The sequence below is a fragment of the Butyrivibrio sp. AE2015 genome (assembly GCF_000420825.1).
GTDB lineage: Bacteria > Bacillota > Clostridia > Lachnospirales > Lachnospiraceae > Butyrivibrio.
This window is the reverse complement of the sequence record NZ_ATVR01000050.1, coordinates 1-19,981: the sequence shown is the minus strand read 5'-3', so window position 1 is coordinate 19,981 and position 19,981 is coordinate 1. Positions and strand designations below refer to the sequence as shown.

Here is a 19,981-nt window from a genome sequence, read left to right as displayed (position 1 = left end):
TCGTATCCAGTGCGGAAGATGGGACTTGAACCCACACGACATAAACAGTCACAAGATCCTTAGTCTTGCTCGTCTGCCAATTCCGACACTTCCGCGAACCGTCGCCGCATCTCTCTCGCGACGACTTGTTTATAATAGCAAGAATAAAGCAAAACGTCAACAAAAATTTTAAAACTTTTTTACGTTTATTTTATACTTGTGCCAATTGCTCTTTCATAAAGTCTTTTACTGCATCTATAACCTCATCAAGGCTGTTGTCATAGCAATGAGTATCTCCTTTAATAAGAACAAGCTTACATTTTTTATATTTTGGTGCTGCATCAATTGAGTCTTCTACAGGCACAGCTTCATCTGCATCACCGTGAACAATAAGAACCGGATTCTCATATTTAGCAAGTGCATCCTCAATATGAAGAGTCTGTGCAACCCTTACATAGTTGCCGCTAAGTGTCCTGTTATCCCAGTTCACCAGTTCTTCCGGAACATTCTCAGGATCAAATGGCTGCCCCAAAAGACATCCCTTCCTTGCTCCCTCCAGGATACAAAGAGCCGGAGAAAGTGGAATAAGCGCTTTTATCCTGTCTTTTTCCATTCCTGCAAGCAGCATTGCAGTAAGTCCGCCCTGAGAATGTCCACAGAGATAAACATCTGTGACAAAATCAAGTTTTCTCGCATAATCAACTGCTGCCATAGCATTTGAGAGCCACTTATAAAGTGTATGGTCTTTAAACTCCCCATCGCTTCCGCCGTGACCATACATTTCAACTCTAAGTGCCGCAACTCCCAGTTCATTCATTGCTTCCTGCACAGCTATAATGTGCCTTTCCTCCATGTGTCCTGTAAATCCGTGGATTATAACACATATTGGACATTTTTCCGCCCCGTTTTTTGGCATATCAAGCTTGGCGTTGAGCTTGATCCCATCATCAAGTATGTACATAGTAGCCTCCCCAAAAAACATTATACATTTTCATACCATTTATCAGTATAGCATGAACACCCCTTAGTTTTCACTTGAAATAATAAGTTTCAAGTTACCTTTAAATACTGCTTTTCCGTAACCCACAGGCAGTATAAAATGATCACCCTTCTTTATATCGTAATCCCCAAGATTTCCTTTTCCTTCAATAACAGAACACAGAACATATTTCTCAGAAACATCAAGAGAAAGCTCTGTTTTTACATTCACTCTTGATACTGTATAGTACTTGCAGCTATTAAGGAGCTTTACTCCCTGAGCCTCATCCGTATCATGTACTATCGCATCTGACAAGTCTTTTGCCGGAACAGTGATAACATCCTTGCACTTATCGACATGAAGCTCACGTTTGCTGCCGTTCCACATTCTGTCATAATCATAGAGCCTGTATGTGATATCGCTGTTCTGCTGAGTTTCAAGAACAACCACGCCGCCTTTTATGGCATGGACCGTTCCCGGATCAATCTGGATAAAATCACCCTTTGCGATTTTTACTTCCCTTATAAGATCACTCCATCTTCCCTCATCCATCATCTTGCAGAGCTCATCTCTTGAAGAGGCATTGTGGCCTACAACAAGTGACGCTCCCTCGTCGCAGTCAAGAACATACCAGCATTCTGTTTTTCCAAGAGATCCATTCTCATGAACTTTGGCATACTCATCATCAGGATGCACCTGGATACTCAGATCGGATTTCGCATCTATTATTTTGGTCAAAAGAGGAAACTTATCATTTTCGCCACGAGCATTCACTCCAAAAAGATCTCCGTGCTCTTTATAAAGTTCATCCAGCCCCATCCCCTTATACAGGCCGCTCTTTACAAGGCTCTTTCCGTTTGGATGAGCTGCAATTCCCCAGCACTCTCCGATATCTTCCCCTTCAACATCATATCCAAACACAGTTCTTAATTTACTTCCGCCCCAGACATTATGGGTAAAATGCGGTTCTAAAAAAACAGGTTCATTTGCATTACTATTCATTGATAAATCATCTCCATTTATTTCTATTTCTTTTTACCAAAAATCCAATGAAGATATCCTATCACAGAAACCTCTTCACAAAAAGTCCTCTAAATATTTCAAGTACAGTATTTTCCTTCAGCCGGTGATTATTATCGATACCAGGTTAAAAGCCACCGCTTCTCCACCCTTATCATCCACAAGCTCTATTTCCAGCTTATGCGAGCCTTTCTTTTCATGTAAAAAGAGCTGCTTTATATCAAGAAGATCTCCCCAGGTTTCCTCAAAAGCTGCATCGATCAAGACTTTCTCATCATCTTTTCCATCCAGGGTAACTGCTACAACAGGCGCAGGGCGTTTTATTGTCTTTTCATACTGAATAGCAATTCCGCTGAAGTCATATTCGCCATTTAATTCAAAAATGATCCTGTCATGCATCTTTTTCCCAAGCCATCCATTCTTAAAGCAGTCACTCACTCCCTTCTGAGGAGCCTTATCTACAGTAAAGCCCTTGAGATCAGCCACGAAATTCCTGTTATCAAGTCTTCTTGCGGACTCAAAAGCATTTAATGTCATAGGAGCCTTTATATCGGATGCCTTCACACTCTCAGCAAATGCCTTTCCAGCTTCACTCTCACGCAGGATTTTATATTCCTTATACAATCTGTCAAAAAGATTTATGACCACATTTGCCACAAGCTCATGCCCCTTGTCATTGGGATGAAGTCCATCAGGCGAGAGCGTGCCTATATCTTTCAGCTTCCCCGAAAGAATATCCTCATAGATCGCTCCGTGCATGGACGCCGCCGGAATCCCATAATGCCTTGCCACCTTTGAATGAATCCGCTCTGCTGTCTTTCCATTTTCATAATAGAAGTTGAAAAGAGCTGCCACAGCAGGTTTTCTGCGATCATATAGCAGTTTTCTCACAAGTCCTTCATAGCTCTCCAAAAAGTAGTCATTGCACTCGTCGTTAACAGAAAACTCCAAAAGGACAATATCCGGATCAGCCATGAGGACGTCTCTGTCCACTCTTGCCGCTCCAAACACCGAAGTCGTTCCGCCGACTCCCGCATTGACATATTTAATATTGGATTTTCTAAACTTTTCTTTAAAATAACTGTATACTCTGTATGCATAGCAGGTTTCAGGCGCAGAAGAAAGGCTTCCCTGGGTAATGGAACCCCCAAGGAAGCAGATTGTTACATCCTGTCCATCTTCAAGCCTGTCAAACGCTCCAAAAAACCTTGTCATCTCTCCAAGATTTGCTATGGCTTTTTTGTCATCAAACGAAATCATACTTTCCCTTATCTGATACCAAGCTCTGTATCACTCTCTCGAACAACAGAATGCTCTTTTATGTAGTCAATAATGTCATCAAGTCTCGTAAATGCAAGGGCCACATAGCTGTCTGCAGCTCCGTAATAAATCGCAATTCTGCCAGTCTCGCTATCATGAAGAGTAGCACATGGGAAGCATACATTTGGAACAAAACCTCTCTCCTCATACCACTCTTCCGGAGTTAGGATAAAGTTCTCACAGCGATACTTGACCCTTGAAGGTTCATCAATATCAAGAATGGCAGCTCCTATGGAATATACAAAACCATTACATGTACTGCTTACTCCGTGGTAAAAAAGAAGCCATCCCTCACTGGTTTCTATTGGTGCAGCACCTCCGCCAATTTTAACGGATTCCCACCATTCAGGAGAGCGCTCCATTACATGCCTGTGATGTCCCCAATACTCCATATCCGGGCTTTCTGAAAGGAAGATATCTCCAAAAGGAGTGTGTCCGGAATCAGAAGGCCTTGAAAGCAACAGAAATCTGTCATTGACTTTTCTTGGAAAAAGAACTGCATTCCTGTTAAATGGTATGAAGGGGTTTTCAAGACGTTCAAATGTTTTAAAGTCTTTTGTTTTAGCCATTCCGATCGAAGCGCCGTAAAAATCCTGGCACCAGATGATGTAATAGGTATCCTCAACCTTTACAAGGCGCGGGTCATAAGCATATCGGGGCATAAACGCTTTCCCGTTTTTATCTACAAAAGGAATCTTATTGCTGTCAAAATCCCAATGAATGGCATCTTCACTTCTTCCCATGTAGATGTATGGGATACCATTTGTCTGCTCGCCTCTGAACACTCCGATGAAGGCTCCTTCATAAGGCATTACCGCACTGTTAAAAATCCTGGCAACACCCGGTATGGGATTTCTCTTTATTATGGGGTTTTCTGTATACCTCCAAACAGGAGCCCCGTCAAATTTTTCAGGTCCCTCCTGCCATGGAATATTTGAAAGTGGTTCACTGATCATTTTATACTTGGCCATTTTCTTTTATCTCCTCATCATCTCTATAAATTCACTTTAAAAGTTCAAGATTTCTGTCTATGAGTTCACATCTTTGTTTCACGCAGTCAGGGCTCCTGCCCGGATCCGAAGGTGTATTAAACACATAGTCAATAAGCTTATCAATGGTAGTTGTTGCCACATGGAGCCTGGTATCAGATGAAGCGTAGTAAATAAAGACCTCGCTTTTTTCATTTACTATGGCGCCATTTGTAAAGACTACATTACTTACATCTCCGACTCTTTCTCCATTTCTAGGCCCTATCAAAAGACCCGAAGGCTCCGCGATCACCTTTGACGGATCCTTTAGATCTGTCGCAAAGGCATATATTACATAGCGAAGTCCCGCTGCCGTATTTCTTACACCGTGAGCTATGTGTATCCAACCTCTTTCAGTTTTAATAGGAACTGCACCTGCCCCGTTTTTGGCTTCGGTTATCTGATGGTACCTGCGAATGCTTGTCATTTTTTCCTCATCAATAACCGCATGCTCTATATCATCGCAAAATCCAAATCCTATACCACTTCCGCTCCCGGTCTCAATAAAATCATCCATAGGTCTTGTGTAAAAAGCGTATTTCCCATCCACAAATTCAGGATGAAGAACAACATTTCTCTGCTGTGGTGATCGAAGCGTCCTAAGGTTAGGAAGCCTCTCCCAGCTTTTCAGATCCTTTGTCCTTACTATTCCCGCTTCTGCCACAGCCGCAGAAAGGTCAGCACTTTTTTTATCCTTTGACTCGGAGCAGAAAACACCGTAAATATAGCCATCTTCGTGCTGCGTAAGTCTCATATCATACACATTGGTCTCTTCTGCTACCGTATCAGGAAGAACAACAGGATAATCCCAGAACCTGAACCCTTCAGTTCCTTTATCACTTTCAGCTACCGCAAAAAAAGACTTTCTATCCGCACCTTCAACCCTTGCCACCAGATAATATTTTCCATCAAGGTAGATAGCGCCTGAGTTCATGACTGCATTTATCCCAAGCCGTTCCATAAAATAGGGGTTTGTTTCCCGGTTAAGATCATATCTCCAAAAAAGAGGCGCATGTTCTCTTGTAAGAACGGGATTTTCATATCTGTCATAAATTCCGTTATAAAACCCACTCTTTTTATTTGGTTTATTAATGTATTCTTCCTGCTCTTTTAATAGTTCATAATACTTAGGGTGTATCATCTTTATCCCATCCTTTTTATAATTTCCATACACATTCTTCCGTTGTGATACGGGCACTTCCAGGGTTCGACTATAGGCAGCTCTTTTACAGGGCTTCCATCCTTATTAACTGCCCAAAACCACTCAGATCCCGGCCTTTTATCCACCAGATACTCAAAAATATAGTCAAGACATTTCTCAGCGGCTTCCAAGTATCTTTTATCAGTATTTGCAGACTTGTTATAGGCATTTAAAAAACCAACGACTGTCTCTGCCTGAACCCACCAGACTCTTTTCTCATCCACCTTTCCATTCTCGCATTCATTTGGAAGTGAGTTTCCATCAAACGCATTCTCAAGGATATTTTCGGCAAGGGTTCTTGTTATAGGCATAATTTTTTTACGCCATTTATGAGAATAATCGTCTATTTCTTCCACTGCTCTGTCCACAAGCCACGATGATTCTATATCATGGCCATAGCTGTGCAGATCTATCAAAGGCCTGTAATCATTATCAAAGAACACTTCCTGTCTGCGGAGCTCCTTGTTATATATTTTTCCGGAAAAGAGATTCAAAATATCTTCCAGTGCCTTTTTTACCTCTTTATCACCACAAGCTTTGTAAAGCTCTGTGTAGGCTTCAATTACATGAAGAAGAGTATTCATTGTTCGCTCTGCCAACACTCCGTTTTCAGACAGTTTGTCATTACCTACCCTGTGAAAGCTTTGATCCAAAGCTTCAATATATCCCTTTTCATCCTTGCACTTCGTTTCTATTACATTATATAGCTCTTTTGCCTTTAAAAGCGCGTCGTTGTTGCCGCTGGCTTCATAATAAGAAGACAGGGCGTAAATGGCAAAAGCCTGATTATAGGTATGCTTGGTGGAATCCTTTATCCGACCATCATATGTCATAGACCAGAATATCCCGCCATTTTTCTTATCAAGGCACTTCTCCATTAAAAATTCGTAGGCGTGATCTGCTTCTTCCAAAAGAGGCTCATCTCCAAACAAAAGGTAAGCATTTGAAAAGAACCACAGTATTCTGCTATTTAATATGCAGCCCTTCTCAGCTTTTTTATCCAAACGAAGGTTATAGTCCAAATATCCGTAATATCCGCCATAAGTATCATCCCTAAGACTTTTCCAAAATGGAATTATGCAGTCTTTAAGATGTTTTTTTACCTCTGTCACCATTTTTAAAACACCTCTTTATCCCTTAACCGCGCCTGCAGTAAGTCCCGAATATATCTGCTTCTGGCAGAGTATGAACACAATAAGTGCCGGGAAAAGCGAAATAATTACTCCTGCGCAGATAAGATTGTATTTGCTCCCCAAAGGACCTACAAACGTGTACAGTGATGTTGCCACCGTGGCATATCTTGTTTTGTCCTGAAGATAGAGGTTTGCGCAGTAATACTCGTTATAAGTTCCCACACCTTTTAGTATGCAGCTCGTTACTATTGCAGGCTTTAAAAGAGGGAAAAGAACTTTATAAAAAATCGTAAAATAGTTCGCCCCATCAATTATTGCTGATTCATCCAGCGAATAATCAATATTCTCAAAGAACTGAATATAAATATAGATTGAGATAATGTCAGTTCCGCACATCATTATGATGTAGCCCATAAGAGAGTTGATAAATCCAAGATTGTACATGATCTCATAAACTGCGATCTGCATCGCAACTCCCGGAAGCTGAGAAGCGAATAAAAACAATGCCCTGATGATCGTATTTCCAAAAAATTTAAACCTGTTAAGAACATATGCCAGCTGAGTCCCGATCATCACAGAAAAAAACAGAACGCAAAGCAGAATGATAATGGAATTAATAAATGCTCTTCCCATACCTGCTTTATGAAAAGCCTGGATGAAATTATCAAAATTGGTCCAGCTTTCCGGCATGGTCATTACATTGGTGGACTGATACTCCTTATCGGTTTTAAAAGCTGTAATAAAGCAGGATACAACAGGAAGTACAGCCCAGAATGAAAAAAATACAAGGGAAAGATATTTAATAAAGGTAAGAAAAACTCTGCCTATTTTATTCAGTGCATCCATATTATTTTCCTCCCTTTGCTGCAAGCCTCTGCTGTCTTTTAATACTTCTTTCTACTGCCCTCTGTCTTCTGATCCCAGCCCTGGGATCCTCATCCTCTGCATTTCTGAATACATATTTAAAGAATAACTTTTGCAAAATAGTAGCAATGAAGATAATGACCAGCAGCACAATAGCCATAGCCGATGCCAGACCTACCTTCTGCTGTGTATGTGCGATCTCATGCATTACCACAAAATATGTGCCCGTTCCGTTTGCACCATCTGTAATAACATAAGGCGGTTCGAAAGCACTAAGTGATCCGGTAATGGAGAGAATTACATTCAACGTGATAATTGTTTTTATACTGGGCATGATAATGTATTTAAACTGTTGGAACCTGTTGGCTCCATCAAGCATTGCCGCCTCATACAATTCAGAATCGACGGACATGATAGCCCCAATAAACAGAACCATGTTTTGTCCAAAATACCTCCAGACTGATGTTCCCACCAGCGAATAGTTATTTATTCTCTGGTCTTTTAACCAATAGGGCAGACTATCAAGCTTAAAGCCGCACCACTGGAGAACTGTGTCAAAAACAAAGCCCCTTGTATAAAAGAATTTGAAAATAAAACCAATGGCTATACCATTTATAAGGAATGGGAAAAACATAAATCCTTTGAATAGATTTCCGCCTTTAACCTTGAAGCTTAGAATTGTTGCCAGATAAAGAGCAAGACCAAGCTGGACCACCGACCCAAGCATATAGTAAAGACTGAGTTTTAATGCTCCAAAACAGTCCTCTCTCTGAAAAACTTTTATATAGTTTTTTAGCCCGACGAATTTACGGGCACCTACATATTTCATGTTATAAAAACTAAAGCCAAACATTTTACCAAAGGGTAAATATGTGAATACAAACAAAAGAAGAAGCGGAATAACCATGAAGGCTATCACAACAAGAACCTGCTGCCCATCTCTGCTTTCTATCCACTCTTTAAATGTTCTCTTTTTCTTCATATCCCTAACTCCATCCCTGTCGCGTAACAAACTTTGAGCATTTTCAAAAGTATAGCCGGAGAGATATTTGGCCTCCCCGGCTATGAAGAAAGCTAATTAGTACTTAACCTCTATTCCAAGCTCTTCCTGAGCTGCCTGCCACTTCTTGGTCCAGTCAGCCATGATGTCATCAAAGCTTTCTGATCCTGTAGCACCTGCTTCTACTATTCTCTGAACCTTGTCGTTACCGCCTGCATTGAAAGAAAGCTCTGACTCTGAGTTCATATCATTGAGGAATGTCTCCTCACCTGCAAGTGCAGGCTGATCTGAAAGAACCTCGCAGCCATCAAATGCAGCATACATATCAGGATTCTTGCCGCCCTTAACTACAGTGTAACCGCCTTCGTTGTAGCACCAGTTTGACTTCTCAACCATCCACTTTACAAAAACAAGTGCTGCTGTCTTATTCTCATCTGATGAATTGACATTGATAGCATAGTTATAATCGCCGCCTGCGTTTACATACTGCTTGCCACCAACTGTCATAGGGAATGGCATGTATCCAACGTTCTCAGGCGTATCGCCAGCTTCCTGCATCTGAGCATAAGCCCATGATCCAAGGACCATAGTTGCTATCTCACCTCTGTTAAGCATACCCTTGCAGCCTTCCCAGTCAGTTGTTGTATAGTCGTCCTCAATAAGGCCTTCTGCACATGCGTCATAAAGAATCTTGTAAAGGTTGTAAGCCCCTGTTCCATCTCCGGGATTTGCAAATGGATCTGCAGTGTGGACAAACTTCTGGTTGATATATGTGTTATCACCATTTGTAACTGTTCCGATATATGCATCCCATGCGCCCATTGTCCAACCGGCTGCATAGTTTGTATAAAGAGGAATAGCGTCTGTCTTTTCTTTTACAAGCTTAAGATCAGCTATAAAATCATCAGGAGTCTTTGGAAGTTCTGTGATGCCTGCATCAGAGAATACCTTTTTGTTATAAAGAACACCCTGTGCATTTGCCATGTAAGGAATACCATAGCAGACATTGTCAAACTGCCAGTTGTCTACAAAGTTAAGCTGTGCTGAGAGATTATCAAGTGTATCCAGAGGCATGAAGTAAGTAGCAAGATCAGACTTATCAACTGCAGGAATGAACATGATATCGCCCCAATCACCTGTAGAAAGACGAAGAAGTGAATCCTCTGCGTAATCTGTTACAGCTTCAGTTGTTACTGTGATATTAGGAAATTCTTTGTTGAACTCTGCTATCATCGCATCCATTGTTCCATCGGCCTGACGGTCTGTCTTGTGGTGAAGGAATTTAATAGACGCTGTTAAATCCTTATAATCATCGATATTAAGTGTTGTGTATGTAAGTTCCCCCGCAGGTGCAGCCTCTGCAGCAGGCGTCTCAGTCTCTGCCTTTGTTGCTTCTGCTGTTGTTTCTGTCTCTGCCTTGTTCTCCTGCGTCTGAGTCGTTCCGGCAGTGTCAGATGCTGCCCCGCAGCCCATAGCTGTAGCAACCATAGCTGTAGCCGTCAACAATGACAATACTTTTTTCCTATTCATTTCACCCTCCTTAATTAACATAATAGTTTTTAGCTAATTAATATTTTATTAGTTAATTTTTATTAGTCAATATTTTAGCTTATTATTTACTTAACTTCTACCTAATAAACAAAAAGAGCATCTTGCTTTTGGTTAATTTAACCATCGCAAAATGCTCTATAATTCGAATTATATCTATTATTATTTAGTTAATCGTTTTACACTTTCTCTTTCTACCAGGCAGCCCTCTACTATGCTCAGCCCGCCTCTATACTTCTCTCCTCTAAGAGTATGCATTATTCTTTTTAGAGTTCTTCTGACCATTTCATCCATGTCAACTTTATAGGTTGTTAAGCCTATATCGTCTCCACTGTTTGAATAAACAAAATCATCATATCCAACTATAGAAATATCCTGAGGAACTTTATAACCCTTTTCTTTTAGGTAATTTATAAAACGGGTAGCTGAAAGGTCGCAGTTGCATACAAATGCTGTAGGCATTTTCTTTGGAAGCTTGATATTCTTGTCCATATCCACAACATGATTGCCTAAGTCTCTGTCATCCAGCACCCAATCGGAATTGACACTAAATCCATGCTCCATCAATGCTCTGGTGTACCCAAGATATCTGTCTGTTATGGATGGTGTTGCAAGTACAGTTCCAACATATCCTATATCTTTATGCCCTTTATCAAAAAGATAATTAGTCAGTATATATGCCCCATAGTAGCTGTCTGAAATAATGGAATCCTTTTGATGCTTTCTGTCTGTAAAATCCATATAAAAAGTCGGAGTAGATAGTTTTTCATCAAGCATCAACAGATACGGTTTGTCAAGAACCCCCATAATTACAACTGCATCCACATTTCCGTCTCCGATAAGTTTGGGATACACAAGGTTTCTTTCGTCCTCATCGTTCAAAACTTCAAGCATGGTAAAGCATCCAAGCTTTGCAGCTTTTGCTGAAAAAATCTGATACATATGACCATAGAATGAATCTATATTTCCAAGATATCTGGCATCTATAAGCACCCCTATCTTGTAGCTCTCATTTTCCTTGGACTGAGAGGATTTTTGATATCCCCTCTCCTCAGCAATAGACATGATCTTTTGGCGCATTTCTTCACTTACGCCCTTTTGACCGGATAAAGCTTTTGAAACAGTTACGGTACTGATTCCAAGCTCTGCAGCTATATCTGCCATAGTAATTTTCTTTGGCATAATTTCCACCTCTGTTTTTATTATTCTTTCGCGACTAAATAAATAAGTACCGAATGATAGTCACCCTGTCGCACAGGAACCGAAATTCCTGCATTTTCAAGCGTTTTACCCTTTGCAGCCCCAATATATCTGTCATCCATCCATATCTCATATAGCAGTTTATCGATTAACCCTGCGGGCCTTATTATTTTATTCTTACCATTTGGAGTTGCAATTACCTGTACATATGTGACAAGAGCTCTTTTACCATCCTTGTCAACAGCTTCCCAGGCATCATACTCGTGGTTGTGTCTGTAAGAAGCGAGTCTGTAATAATCTCCATTTCTGACAAGTTCATTGTACTTATGGTAATTATCTATCTGCCCCGGAATAGCCTTCCTGTCATCTTCCGAAATTCTCGTCACATCAAGCTCATATCCAAATGTCCCGGAAAGTGCCACGTCCCCGCGAGTCTTAAAAGGAGTAGTCCTTCCAACAGTGTGATTTGGACAATCAGAAACATGCGCCCCCATTGTGCTTAGAGGATATATCAGGCTTGTCCCTTCCTGAATCTTCAGCCTTTCTATTGCATCTGCATCATCTGAGCACCAAATCTGAGGGCTGTAGTATAGCATTCCGGCATCAAACCTTGCCCCTCCTCCGGAGCAGTTTTCCAAAAGAAGATTAGGAAAATCCTTTACAAGTCTCTCCTGAAGGGCATATACCGCAAGTACATATCTATGGCTCAGCTCTCCCTGTCTGTCTTTTCCAAGACCTGTTGATCCAAGATCCGAAAGCTGTCTGTTCATGTCCCATTTCAGGTACTCTATGTTAGCCGAGCTAATAATGTCCTTTATTCTGCCATAGACATATTCAAAAACTTCCTCTCTTGTAATATCCAGAACAAGTTGGTTTCTACTTCTGCAGGGTTCTCGTCCAGGCACTTGTATAGCCCAGTCAGGATGCTTTTCATAGAGCTCTGATGCAGGAGATATCATCTCAGGCTCCATCCAGATTCCAAACTTAAGTCCTATGGCATTTATCTCTTCTACAAGCTTTTTAAGACCACCCTTAATTTTGTCTTCATTGACATACCAGTCTCCAAGGCTTGTGTTATCGTCATTTCTTTTGCCAAACCAGCCATCATCCATAACAAGCATTTCTATACCGCATTTTTTCGCCTCTTTGGCAATGGATATCAGCTTATCACTGTCAAAATCAAAATAGGTTGCTTCCCAGTTATTGATAAGTACCGGTCTTTCCTTGTCTTTATACAGGCTTCTTATCAGGTGATTTCTGAAAAGATCATGGAAGGTTCTTGTCATTTTACCAAGGCCGCAGGAAGAATAGTTCATTATCACTTCAGGAGCCATGAAGTCCTTTCCGGGATCAAGCTTCCAGCAAAAGTTCTTTTCACATATGCCCATATATAATCTCAGACTGTCGAACTGGCTTCTGCAAACACCTGCCTGGAAATTTCCGGAATAGACAAAAGAAAAACCATATACCTTTCCACTGTCCTGAGAATCGCCGTTTTGAACAAGTGCCATAAAAGGCTGAAACTGATGCGATGACTCTCCTCTAAAAGACTCGACAAGCGTGTCACCATAACCTATGCTCCTGAAATCCATCATTCTCTCTCGCGCCCAGGAGCCATGCAGTGTCAAAAGCTGGTAGTCTTCATTTTCCATATCAAATGACATAGTCATCACTTTTTTTAGATATATTGCATCATCAGACAGATTCTCAAATTTCACTGACCTGACAATAGCATCAATTCCCTCAAATATGCTGTAGGAAATAACCGCCCTTATCCCAACTATTTTATCAATCAGGGAAATTTCCAGAGTTATTGAATCCTGTTCGTTTCCAAATGTTGCCGGGAGACCCTCAATACCATTTTTTCCTCTGAATATTCTATGGGATTCGTAGCAAAGCATGACACTTCCGTTGCCATTTGAGTCTTCTATTTCCAGACCTGTATTCCTGTAATCTCCAACGTTAGTTCCGGGATATTCAAAGGGAAATCTGTCAAGAAATGAGCTTCTGTCGCGCTTATTTTCAGAAGGCGTGTATTTTGGTTCGATAAGCGACAAAATATAAGAAGAATCTTCAGGATCTATTTTATCCCCATAATAAAAATGTCCCAGAAATCCTTCTTCATCCACAATACCCATAATGTAGGCGGTATTATCGGTTTCAATTAAAAAAATCCTGTCTTTTTCCAGATATCTGATGTCCATAAATGTTTGCCACCTTTAGCTGAACTATTTAAGTTTATTTTTACCTAAATTTAGCTAAAAATCAATACGGCATTTTTAAATATTTTTGAAGTTTATTGTTAAGATAATCTGCTATCATATTTGCGGCCTTTTCATGGCTTTTTTTGCCCGGATGCATACGGGACCCATATTCACCGGGGAGAGTATTTGGAAGCGTAAGATATGCAACATTACTATCTCCCGTTTCAGCCATATAATCTGCAATAGCCCTGCTGATATTTGCATTGATATCGTAACCAAGCATTCCATAAACCCACAAAAGATGTGCCTTAGGATAATATGCTCGAAGTTTTTTCAAAAAATTGATGATAGCTTTTTCGCACTCCATTATACCAAGAGGCTCATCTGCCATGGCGCTGACCTCACCGCCGCTGCCATTATATGCCGCGATGCCGGTTCCATCATTGGTTCCAAGATTTATAACAACTGCATCCGCCTGCCAGTCAGATGAATCGTAGGCTTTTGCAGCGCCAAGGCTTTCATTAAACTCACCATGGGCAAGGCCGCATATCTTGTCATAAATTCTCGGAATATTGTTCTTTCTTACCGCATCCCAGCTGCAATAAACACCCCATCCACCCTGTGAGATTATGCGGACATCGGCGTTCATCTTTTTTGCAATCATATTGATATAGTTATGACTTGATGACATATACATCGGGATCCAGTCCATATCATCACCGGCGCCATAAGTTCCCTCACCGGATGAAATGCTGTCGCCTATAAATTCGATCCTGTGATCATATTGTGGAACTTCTTTAAACTCTCCATCGCAATATAAACCCTTGACGATCATATGGCAGTCATCATCCTGCCCCATCGCCTGAAGATCGCGGTAAAAGAAAGCTCTTTTAACTGTTCCTTCTGACATACCTCTGAAAAGACAAATATCATTCTCACCAGACTGTAGCATACTGCGACTCACTAATGCTCCATTTACTTCAACCGCATACCAGGGCTCATAAATGCTGTAGTCCGCCTCAACCTTTATCCACAATTCAGTTCCATCGGTGCACACTTCTACACCGCTATTATTCCAAAAAAGAGGCAGCTCTTTCCTGTCATTTGGCCAGTTAGTCCTGCCATGAATAAAGAGCTGCTGCACTTCGTCAATACTGTAATACTGAAGGTTTTTATTTTTATCCTGTGGTTTCATTGCCATACCCCCTGTTTTTCATACAAGGATATTTTATACCACATTCATAACAATTTACAGATATTAGCGTGACAGGGGGCACCCCCTCTGTCTACTATCTCATTTTTATCTTTCCGCTGCTTTTCCTCTCACGTTTATCATCATACATAAGCTCATCTGCCCTTTTCATAACACTGGCAACAGAGGTGTCATGCTCCGGATCAAAGCTGGCAAATCCCTTTGATATCCATACCTGATCCCATGGATTATCACTGGATGCATTGATCATATCTACCCGCGCATCAAATTGCGCCAAAAGAGCTTTCAAATTATGATAATCCTCATTTTTTAAAATTACAGAGAACTCATCTCCGCCTATTCTGAACACAGGACTTCGCTTAAACACAGAGCTTATCATACCGCAGGAAGCATTGAGATATGCATCTCCCTTATCATGTCCGTATTGATCATTGATAACCTTAAGATTGTCACAATCAAATGCCCCAATGGCAAATTTCAGATCAGGATTGCCCCTGTCTATCTGCTCCTGCAGCTCCTCAGCCATCTTTTCATAGGCTCCCTTGTTTTTCACATGGGTCAGTGCATCAACATATACCTGCTCATTCAGGTCATTTATGTGTATCTTCGTATTGTCAGAGAGCTTTTTAAAAGACCTGGTGAGCCTTCCAAGTTCATCATCCTCATCGTAAGGCAGGTCTATATCATAGTTGCCTTTTTCCACCTGTTCTGCAGCCTCGGTAAGCTGCTCAAGAGGCCTTGTTATGCGCCTCGTATAAATCATCAGAAAAAGACTTGCCACCACAAGTACCACTACTGTTCCCAATGAAATATTAAGAACAAGTCCCATCCATTCTCCCTTAGTTTCAGATACCGGAACCGAGACAACAAGTCGCATGCCATTACTTAGAGGCAGCCACACAGCCTCTCTTGCCTCACCATTATACTCATAGCGGACAAAAGAGCTCTCTCCTGTCATACTAAATGGAATTTCATGGGACACAGAAGTATCCGTCACATCAACGCGCGGATGATAAAACAGCCTCCCATTCTCATCGCTTAAATAGGCATAACCATTGTTATAGAACTGTATGCTGTCAACTTCCTCAGCCATAGTTGAATAATCAACCTCTATCCCAACAACGCCGATAAACTGCCCCTTATAATACACTGGCGCATCATAAGAGATCACGCGAACATCCAGGTTATCAGTGATGTATGGAGTAAGCCAGATAGATTTACCCTCGTGCTTAGGAACCGTAAACCACACAAGTTTGGAGGTGTCATTTACATCATAAAGTGTAATGTCAGTCACCTTGTGTTCTTCAAATCCCTGCCCCGATAGATTGGTATACCAAAAGCCTTTCACATTCGTAGAAAAAGATGGATCGATCCGGTAATAATATGTCAAAACTCCTTTCGTCTTTGAAGCCATCATCCAAAAATAATCCCTGGCGTTTTCCATATGTTCAATTAGCTCATCGTCGCTTACACCTTTTAAATCTTCTTCAACAAAAGAGACAACTCTTTCCACTGAATTCTGAACACTGTCAAAATAATAATCAAGACTCTGCTGCCCGTTCTTGCATAGCATAAGAAGGAGTTGATCGGTTTTTCGACTTTCAGTTCTTCGTATAAAAACAGCACTTAACAGTGTCGTTACCGCCAGCGCCAGATATATGACGCATATGATCGTCACGGTAATTCTGGTTCTAAGTGAGCGCATTCTCTATCTCCCTGGGCAGCTGCTGCCCCAACGCCAAATCTGCACAATAACCTAATATAATTGTACATTAAATGCACTGTTTTTCGTTAACTTTATAAAAATATAATAAGTCAGTCGCACACAACTGGTATTAATAATTTGTCTGAATCTGACCATTTTAATGATACCAGAAAATAGAGTATATTCTTTACCATAACAAAGCGTTAAAGGAGCAACTTATGAAAGTAGCAGCGATTAATGACCTTTCCGGGTTCGGCAAGTGTTCACTGACTGCAGATATGACAGTCTTGGCAGCAATGGGAATTCAGTGCTGTCCACTGCCAACAGCAGTTCTTAGCGCACAGACCGGATATCCTTCATATTATTTCAAAGACCTGACCGGAATAATACCTGAATATCTACGGGAATGGAAAAAGCAGGAAGAAACTTTTGACGGAATAATAACCGGATTTATGATGAGTGGCCTGCAGGCAAAAAACAGTTTGGAATTTATAAAAGCCTTCAAATCAGCAAGCACTAAGGTTTTGGTTGATCCTGTCATGGGCGATGACGGAAAAACTTATACCAACTTTTCAAAAGAGCTTTTAACGACCATAAAAGCTATGGTCAATGAAGCCGACATAATAACTCCAAACTTAACAGAGCTGTGTCTTCTGACAGGTGAAAACCCCGAAAAAATAATGGAGCTCAAGGGCGATGACCTGATAAGCGAGATTCGAAGACTTTCAGTTCTACTTGGCGGTGCTCACAACAGGATCATCGCAGTTACCGGGATTCCTCTCTTAAAAAAAGATGTGATCGGCAATTTTATTATGGAAAACGGAAACAGCAAAGTTATCACAACGCAAAGTAACGGAATTCATTATTCCGGAACAGGAGACCTCTTTGCAGCTATCTTTTTAGGCAAAATATTAAGAGGTGACAGCGCTTTTGATGCAGCAGATGCGGCAAGCTATTTCATATACACAGCCATAAAAAATACAGAAAAAGACACTGACCCAAGAGCTGGTATCTCATATGAAAAAAGTTTAAGACTACTAACAAATTGAAAACACATAGAAAACTACACAGAAAGTGGGGAACAGACATGACAAGAAAAAGCAGAACTTACACCTTAACACTTACCGGAATCTTTGCAGCTCTTATTACAATTTTCACAGCCTACATAGGCCATGTACCTGTTGGAATAAATGGCGGATACATCCATTTCGGCGACGGACTTATATATCTTGCCGCCACCATACTGCCATTGCCCTACGCCATGCTGGCAGGTGCGATTGGCGGAGGACTTGCAGATCTTTTGACTGCCCCTGCATGGACAGTTGCCACTGTGATAATAAAGAGCCTTATCGTAATTCCTTTTACCAACAAAGCTGCAACCATACTAAATAAAAGAAATATTGCCGCTCCGGTCGTTTCATACTTCATCTCAGCCACAGGATACTATCTGGCAGAAGCTCTTTTATTCGGAACCAAAGCAGCACTTATCACAAGCTTTTCAGGAAGCTTTGTACAGTCCTTTGGCAGTATGATCTTTTTCCTGATGCTTGGTACAACACTTGATAAATTTGGCTTTAAAGCCAGATCGGAGGCATGATATGGCAGATATACTCTACACTTATAAAGGTTCAGTCTATGCAAATATCACCAATAAATGTAACTGCAGATGCACCTTCTGTATCCGTTTTGTAAAAGATGGCGTTGGCGATGCTGATACTCTTTGGCATAAGACCAATCCTACGAAAGCCGAAGTCCTTGATGCCATACGTGATTTTGATTTTTCAGGTTACGATGAGCTTGTGTTCTGCGGCTACGGCGAACCAACCTGTCAGCTGGACATACTGCTTGAGGCCGCTGCTTTTGCAAAAGAGAAAAAGGGTCTCAAGATAAGGTTAAACACCAACGGTCAGGGCTCAGTAGAAAACGGCCGTGATATAGTTCCGGAGCTTGCAAAAGTCATTGACAGCGTCTCCGTGAGCCTTAACGCTCCCACAAAAGAAGACTATGAAAAAGTAACAAAGCCACTTCATTCAGATGGTTTTGAAAACATGCTTGAATTTACGAAAAGATGTAGGAAAGAAATAAAGGACGTAAGATGGTCGATCGTCGACGTCCTTCCCCAGGAAGACATCGACAAATGCCTGGCTCTATCCCGCGAACATGATATTCCACTGCGAATCAGAAAAAAAACATAACTTAACAAAGTAAAAAACGGGATAGCCTATGTAGGGGCTACCCCGTTTCTAATCTGCAATCAGTTTAATTTAATTATATCTAGTATAAGTGTCGTCCGGATCAATGTTATGTCCATCATATCCTGTTAAATCCTGATACTGCTGAGCATCAGCATATCCCTGCATCTGGGCATTCAGATCATCCTGTTTTGAAAAGCTGTAATCCTGGCTATTATTTCGAGTTGTATTATTTATACCGGAATTGCTGATTGTACTTCCTGAATATGTACTGGTATCTTCTGCAACGCCAAAAGCTGATTTTACGCCAACAACAACCAGAAATACTATAGCCAATAAAAGCCCCAATAGTGCAGTAATAAGTGAAATGCCTATTGTAAGAGGTATATTTTCCATCTCCCTGTTTCTAAACAACAAGACTATAAAACATACAACACCTAAAATTAAAGCCAGCATTCCAACGCTTTCATCTCCATCCATGAACTGAAGCATACCGTAAGCTACCGCTATTCCACTTATCACTCCCACAAATAGATTCAGAAACCCAAATGGATAATGCCCTTTTACATTGAACTCTGAAATACTATAAAATAAATCACCCATTTTATATCTCCAACGAACAATGTAAAGCAATTAAGACATCTTATTAGCCATTCTCATACCAGCAGAAAATGCTTTGAGAATACCTACAACAACCAGAAGAATTCCAAGAACTGATGTAACGATTGAAAAACCAATCATCTTTGGAACATCATTTAATTTTCTGTTACGAAGTAATACAAGTGCAAAGAAAACAAGGCCAACAATAATACCGATAATTCCCATTTCGGTATCACCACCGATGGATAAAGCACCGTAGCCTAACCCGAGACCACTTACAACTCCCAATGCCAGATTAAGAAAACCAAAAGGCTTATAACCATTAATCTCAATTCCCCTAAGTCCACCAACATTCTTTTTTTAATTCTGTTCTGCATTTGACATATATACTTTTCCTCCTAAATTTTGCGCTTTTTTAGCGCGTTGCTATGTGTAGTATAACCTCCCCTAGTATATTTATGCAAGCCGTTTTTGCCCTATTTTTCGGCATTTTTAATTCGTTTCAGCCACTCAAAAATGCATATTTATTTCATTGCGCAAAATCTTTGAACCCGCGTAGCTTAAGCCATGCGGAAGATAGGGACTTGCGACGGAACAAGCTGTGCTTGTTCCTAGTCCCTTTAGGGAAACCCACTGGGTGAGAGGGACTCTCCCCAGTGGGTATACGAAAAAAGCCTCAGGCTTAATGCCTGAGGCTTTCTTCGTATCCAGTGCGGAAGATGGGACTTGAACCCACACGACATAAACAGTCACAAGATCCTTAGTCTTGCTCGTCTGCCAATTCCGACACTTCCG

General features: G+C 41.0%; 18 protein-coding genes and 2 tRNA genes. 3 read left to right on the top strand and 17 right to left on the bottom strand.

What is annotated here, in order from left to right:
• Positions 1-10 precede the first annotated feature (10 nt).
• The 14 genes from G585_RS0115645 to G585_RS0115580 form a co-directional block, all read right to left on the bottom strand.
• Positions 11-95 (bottom strand) — tRNA-Leu (locus G585_RS0115645).
• A 95-nt stretch (positions 96-190) separates the two neighbouring features.
• Complete coding sequence (locus G585_RS0115640) at positions 191-940, bottom strand: alpha/beta hydrolase (RefSeq protein WP_022776254.1); 750 nt, start codon at positions 938-940, stop codon at positions 191-193.
• 63 nt (positions 941-1,003) lie between these two features.
• Positions 1,004-1,960, bottom strand: coding sequence for a mannose-6-phosphate isomerase, class I (gene manA, locus G585_RS0115635; protein ID WP_022776253.1), 957 nt, complete (start codon positions 1,958-1,960; stop codon positions 1,004-1,006).
• A gap of 117 nt (positions 1,961-2,077) precedes the next feature.
• Positions 2,078-3,238 carry an SGNH/GDSL hydrolase family protein gene (locus G585_RS0115630; protein WP_051143010.1) on the bottom strand — a complete coding sequence of 387 codons (1,161 nt, stop codon included), beginning with the start codon at positions 3,236-3,238 and terminating at the stop codon, positions 2,078-2,080.
• Between the two features lie 8 nt (positions 3,239-3,246).
• Positions 3,247-4,269 carry a glycoside hydrolase family 130 protein gene (locus G585_RS0115625; RefSeq protein WP_022776252.1) on the bottom strand — a complete coding sequence of 341 codons (1,023 nt, stop codon included), beginning with the start codon at positions 4,267-4,269 and terminating at the stop codon, positions 3,247-3,249.
• 31 nt (positions 4,270-4,300) lie between these two features.
• Positions 4,301-5,467, bottom strand: a complete 1,167-nt coding sequence (locus G585_RS0115620; protein ID WP_026664050.1) for a glycoside hydrolase family 130 protein — start codon at positions 5,465-5,467, stop codon at positions 4,301-4,303.
• A 2-nt stretch (positions 5,468-5,469) separates the two neighbouring features.
• Positions 5,470-6,642 carry an AGE family epimerase/isomerase gene (locus tag G585_RS0115615; RefSeq protein ID WP_022776249.1) on the bottom strand — a complete coding sequence of 391 codons (1,173 nt, stop codon included), beginning with the start codon at positions 6,640-6,642 and terminating at the stop codon, positions 5,470-5,472.
• Positions 6,643-6,657: 15 nt separating this feature from the next.
• Positions 6,658-7,506 carry a carbohydrate ABC transporter permease gene (locus G585_RS0115610; protein ID WP_022776248.1) on the bottom strand — a complete coding sequence of 283 codons (849 nt, stop codon included), beginning with the start codon at positions 7,504-7,506 and terminating at the stop codon, positions 6,658-6,660.
• A 1-nt stretch (position 7,507) separates the two neighbouring features.
• Complete coding sequence (locus G585_RS18455) at positions 7,508-8,506, bottom strand: carbohydrate ABC transporter permease (protein ID WP_022776246.1); 999 nt, start codon at positions 8,504-8,506, stop codon at positions 7,508-7,510.
• A 96-nt stretch (positions 8,507-8,602) separates the two neighbouring features.
• Complete coding sequence (locus G585_RS0115600; protein ID WP_022776245.1) at positions 8,603-10,054, bottom strand: ABC transporter substrate-binding protein; 1,452 nt, start codon at positions 10,052-10,054, stop codon at positions 8,603-8,605.
• A 180-nt stretch (positions 10,055-10,234) separates the two neighbouring features.
• Positions 10,235-11,254 (bottom strand): substrate-binding domain-containing protein, encoded by a 1,020-nt coding sequence (locus G585_RS0115595; protein ID WP_022776244.1) that lies wholly within the window; start codon positions 11,252-11,254, stop codon positions 10,235-10,237.
• 20 nt (positions 11,255-11,274) lie between these two features.
• Positions 11,275-13,476: an alpha-galactosidase gene (locus G585_RS0115590; RefSeq protein WP_022776242.1), complete on the bottom strand. Its 2,202-nt coding sequence runs from the start codon at positions 13,474-13,476 to the stop codon at positions 11,275-11,277.
• A 61-nt stretch (positions 13,477-13,537) separates the two neighbouring features.
• Positions 13,538-14,677 carry a GDSL-type esterase/lipase family protein gene (locus tag G585_RS0115585; RefSeq protein WP_026664048.1) on the bottom strand — a complete coding sequence of 380 codons (1,140 nt, stop codon included), beginning with the start codon at positions 14,675-14,677 and terminating at the stop codon, positions 13,538-13,540.
• A gap of 88 nt (positions 14,678-14,765) precedes the next feature.
• Positions 14,766-16,394 (bottom strand): sensor domain-containing diguanylate cyclase, encoded by a 1,629-nt coding sequence (locus tag G585_RS0115580; RefSeq protein ID WP_022776239.1) that lies wholly within the window; start codon positions 16,392-16,394, stop codon positions 14,766-14,768.
• 218 nt (positions 16,395-16,612) lie between these two features.
• On the opposite strand from G585_RS0115580, the gene G585_RS0115575 reads away from it, so the two are divergent.
• From G585_RS0115575 to G585_RS0115565, 3 genes are read left to right on the top strand one after another with little or no spacing between them, the layout of a single operon-like run.
• Positions 16,613-17,443: a pyridoxamine kinase gene (locus G585_RS0115575; protein ID WP_022776238.1), complete on the top strand. Its 831-nt coding sequence runs from the start codon at positions 16,613-16,615 to the stop codon at positions 17,441-17,443.
• A gap of 38 nt (positions 17,444-17,481) precedes the next feature.
• A complete protein-coding gene (locus tag G585_RS0115570; protein WP_022776237.1) occupies positions 17,482-17,991 on the top strand; it encodes a TIGR04002 family protein in 510 nt (169 codons plus the stop codon).
• A 1-nt stretch (position 17,992) separates the two neighbouring features.
• On the top strand, positions 17,993-18,589 hold the full coding sequence (locus tag G585_RS0115565; protein WP_022776235.1) for a TatD family nuclease-associated radical SAM protein: 597 nt from the start codon (positions 17,993-17,995) through the stop codon (positions 18,587-18,589).
• Between the two features lie 69 nt (positions 18,590-18,658).
• On the opposite strand, the gene G585_RS0115560 is transcribed toward G585_RS0115565, so the two are convergent.
• The 3 genes from G585_RS0115560 to G585_RS0115550 form a co-directional block, all read right to left on the bottom strand.
• The gene (locus tag G585_RS0115560; protein WP_022776234.1) at positions 18,659-19,189 is read right to left on the bottom strand and encodes a hypothetical protein; all 531 of its coding nucleotides are present in this window, start codon (positions 19,187-19,189) and stop codon (positions 18,659-18,661) included.
• 30 nt (positions 19,190-19,219) lie between these two features.
• Entirely contained in the window at positions 19,220-19,411 is a 192-nt protein-coding gene (locus tag G585_RS0115555) for a hypothetical protein (protein WP_022776233.1), read from the bottom strand.
• A 486-nt stretch (positions 19,412-19,897) separates the two neighbouring features.
• Positions 19,898-19,981 (bottom strand) — tRNA-Leu (locus tag G585_RS0115550).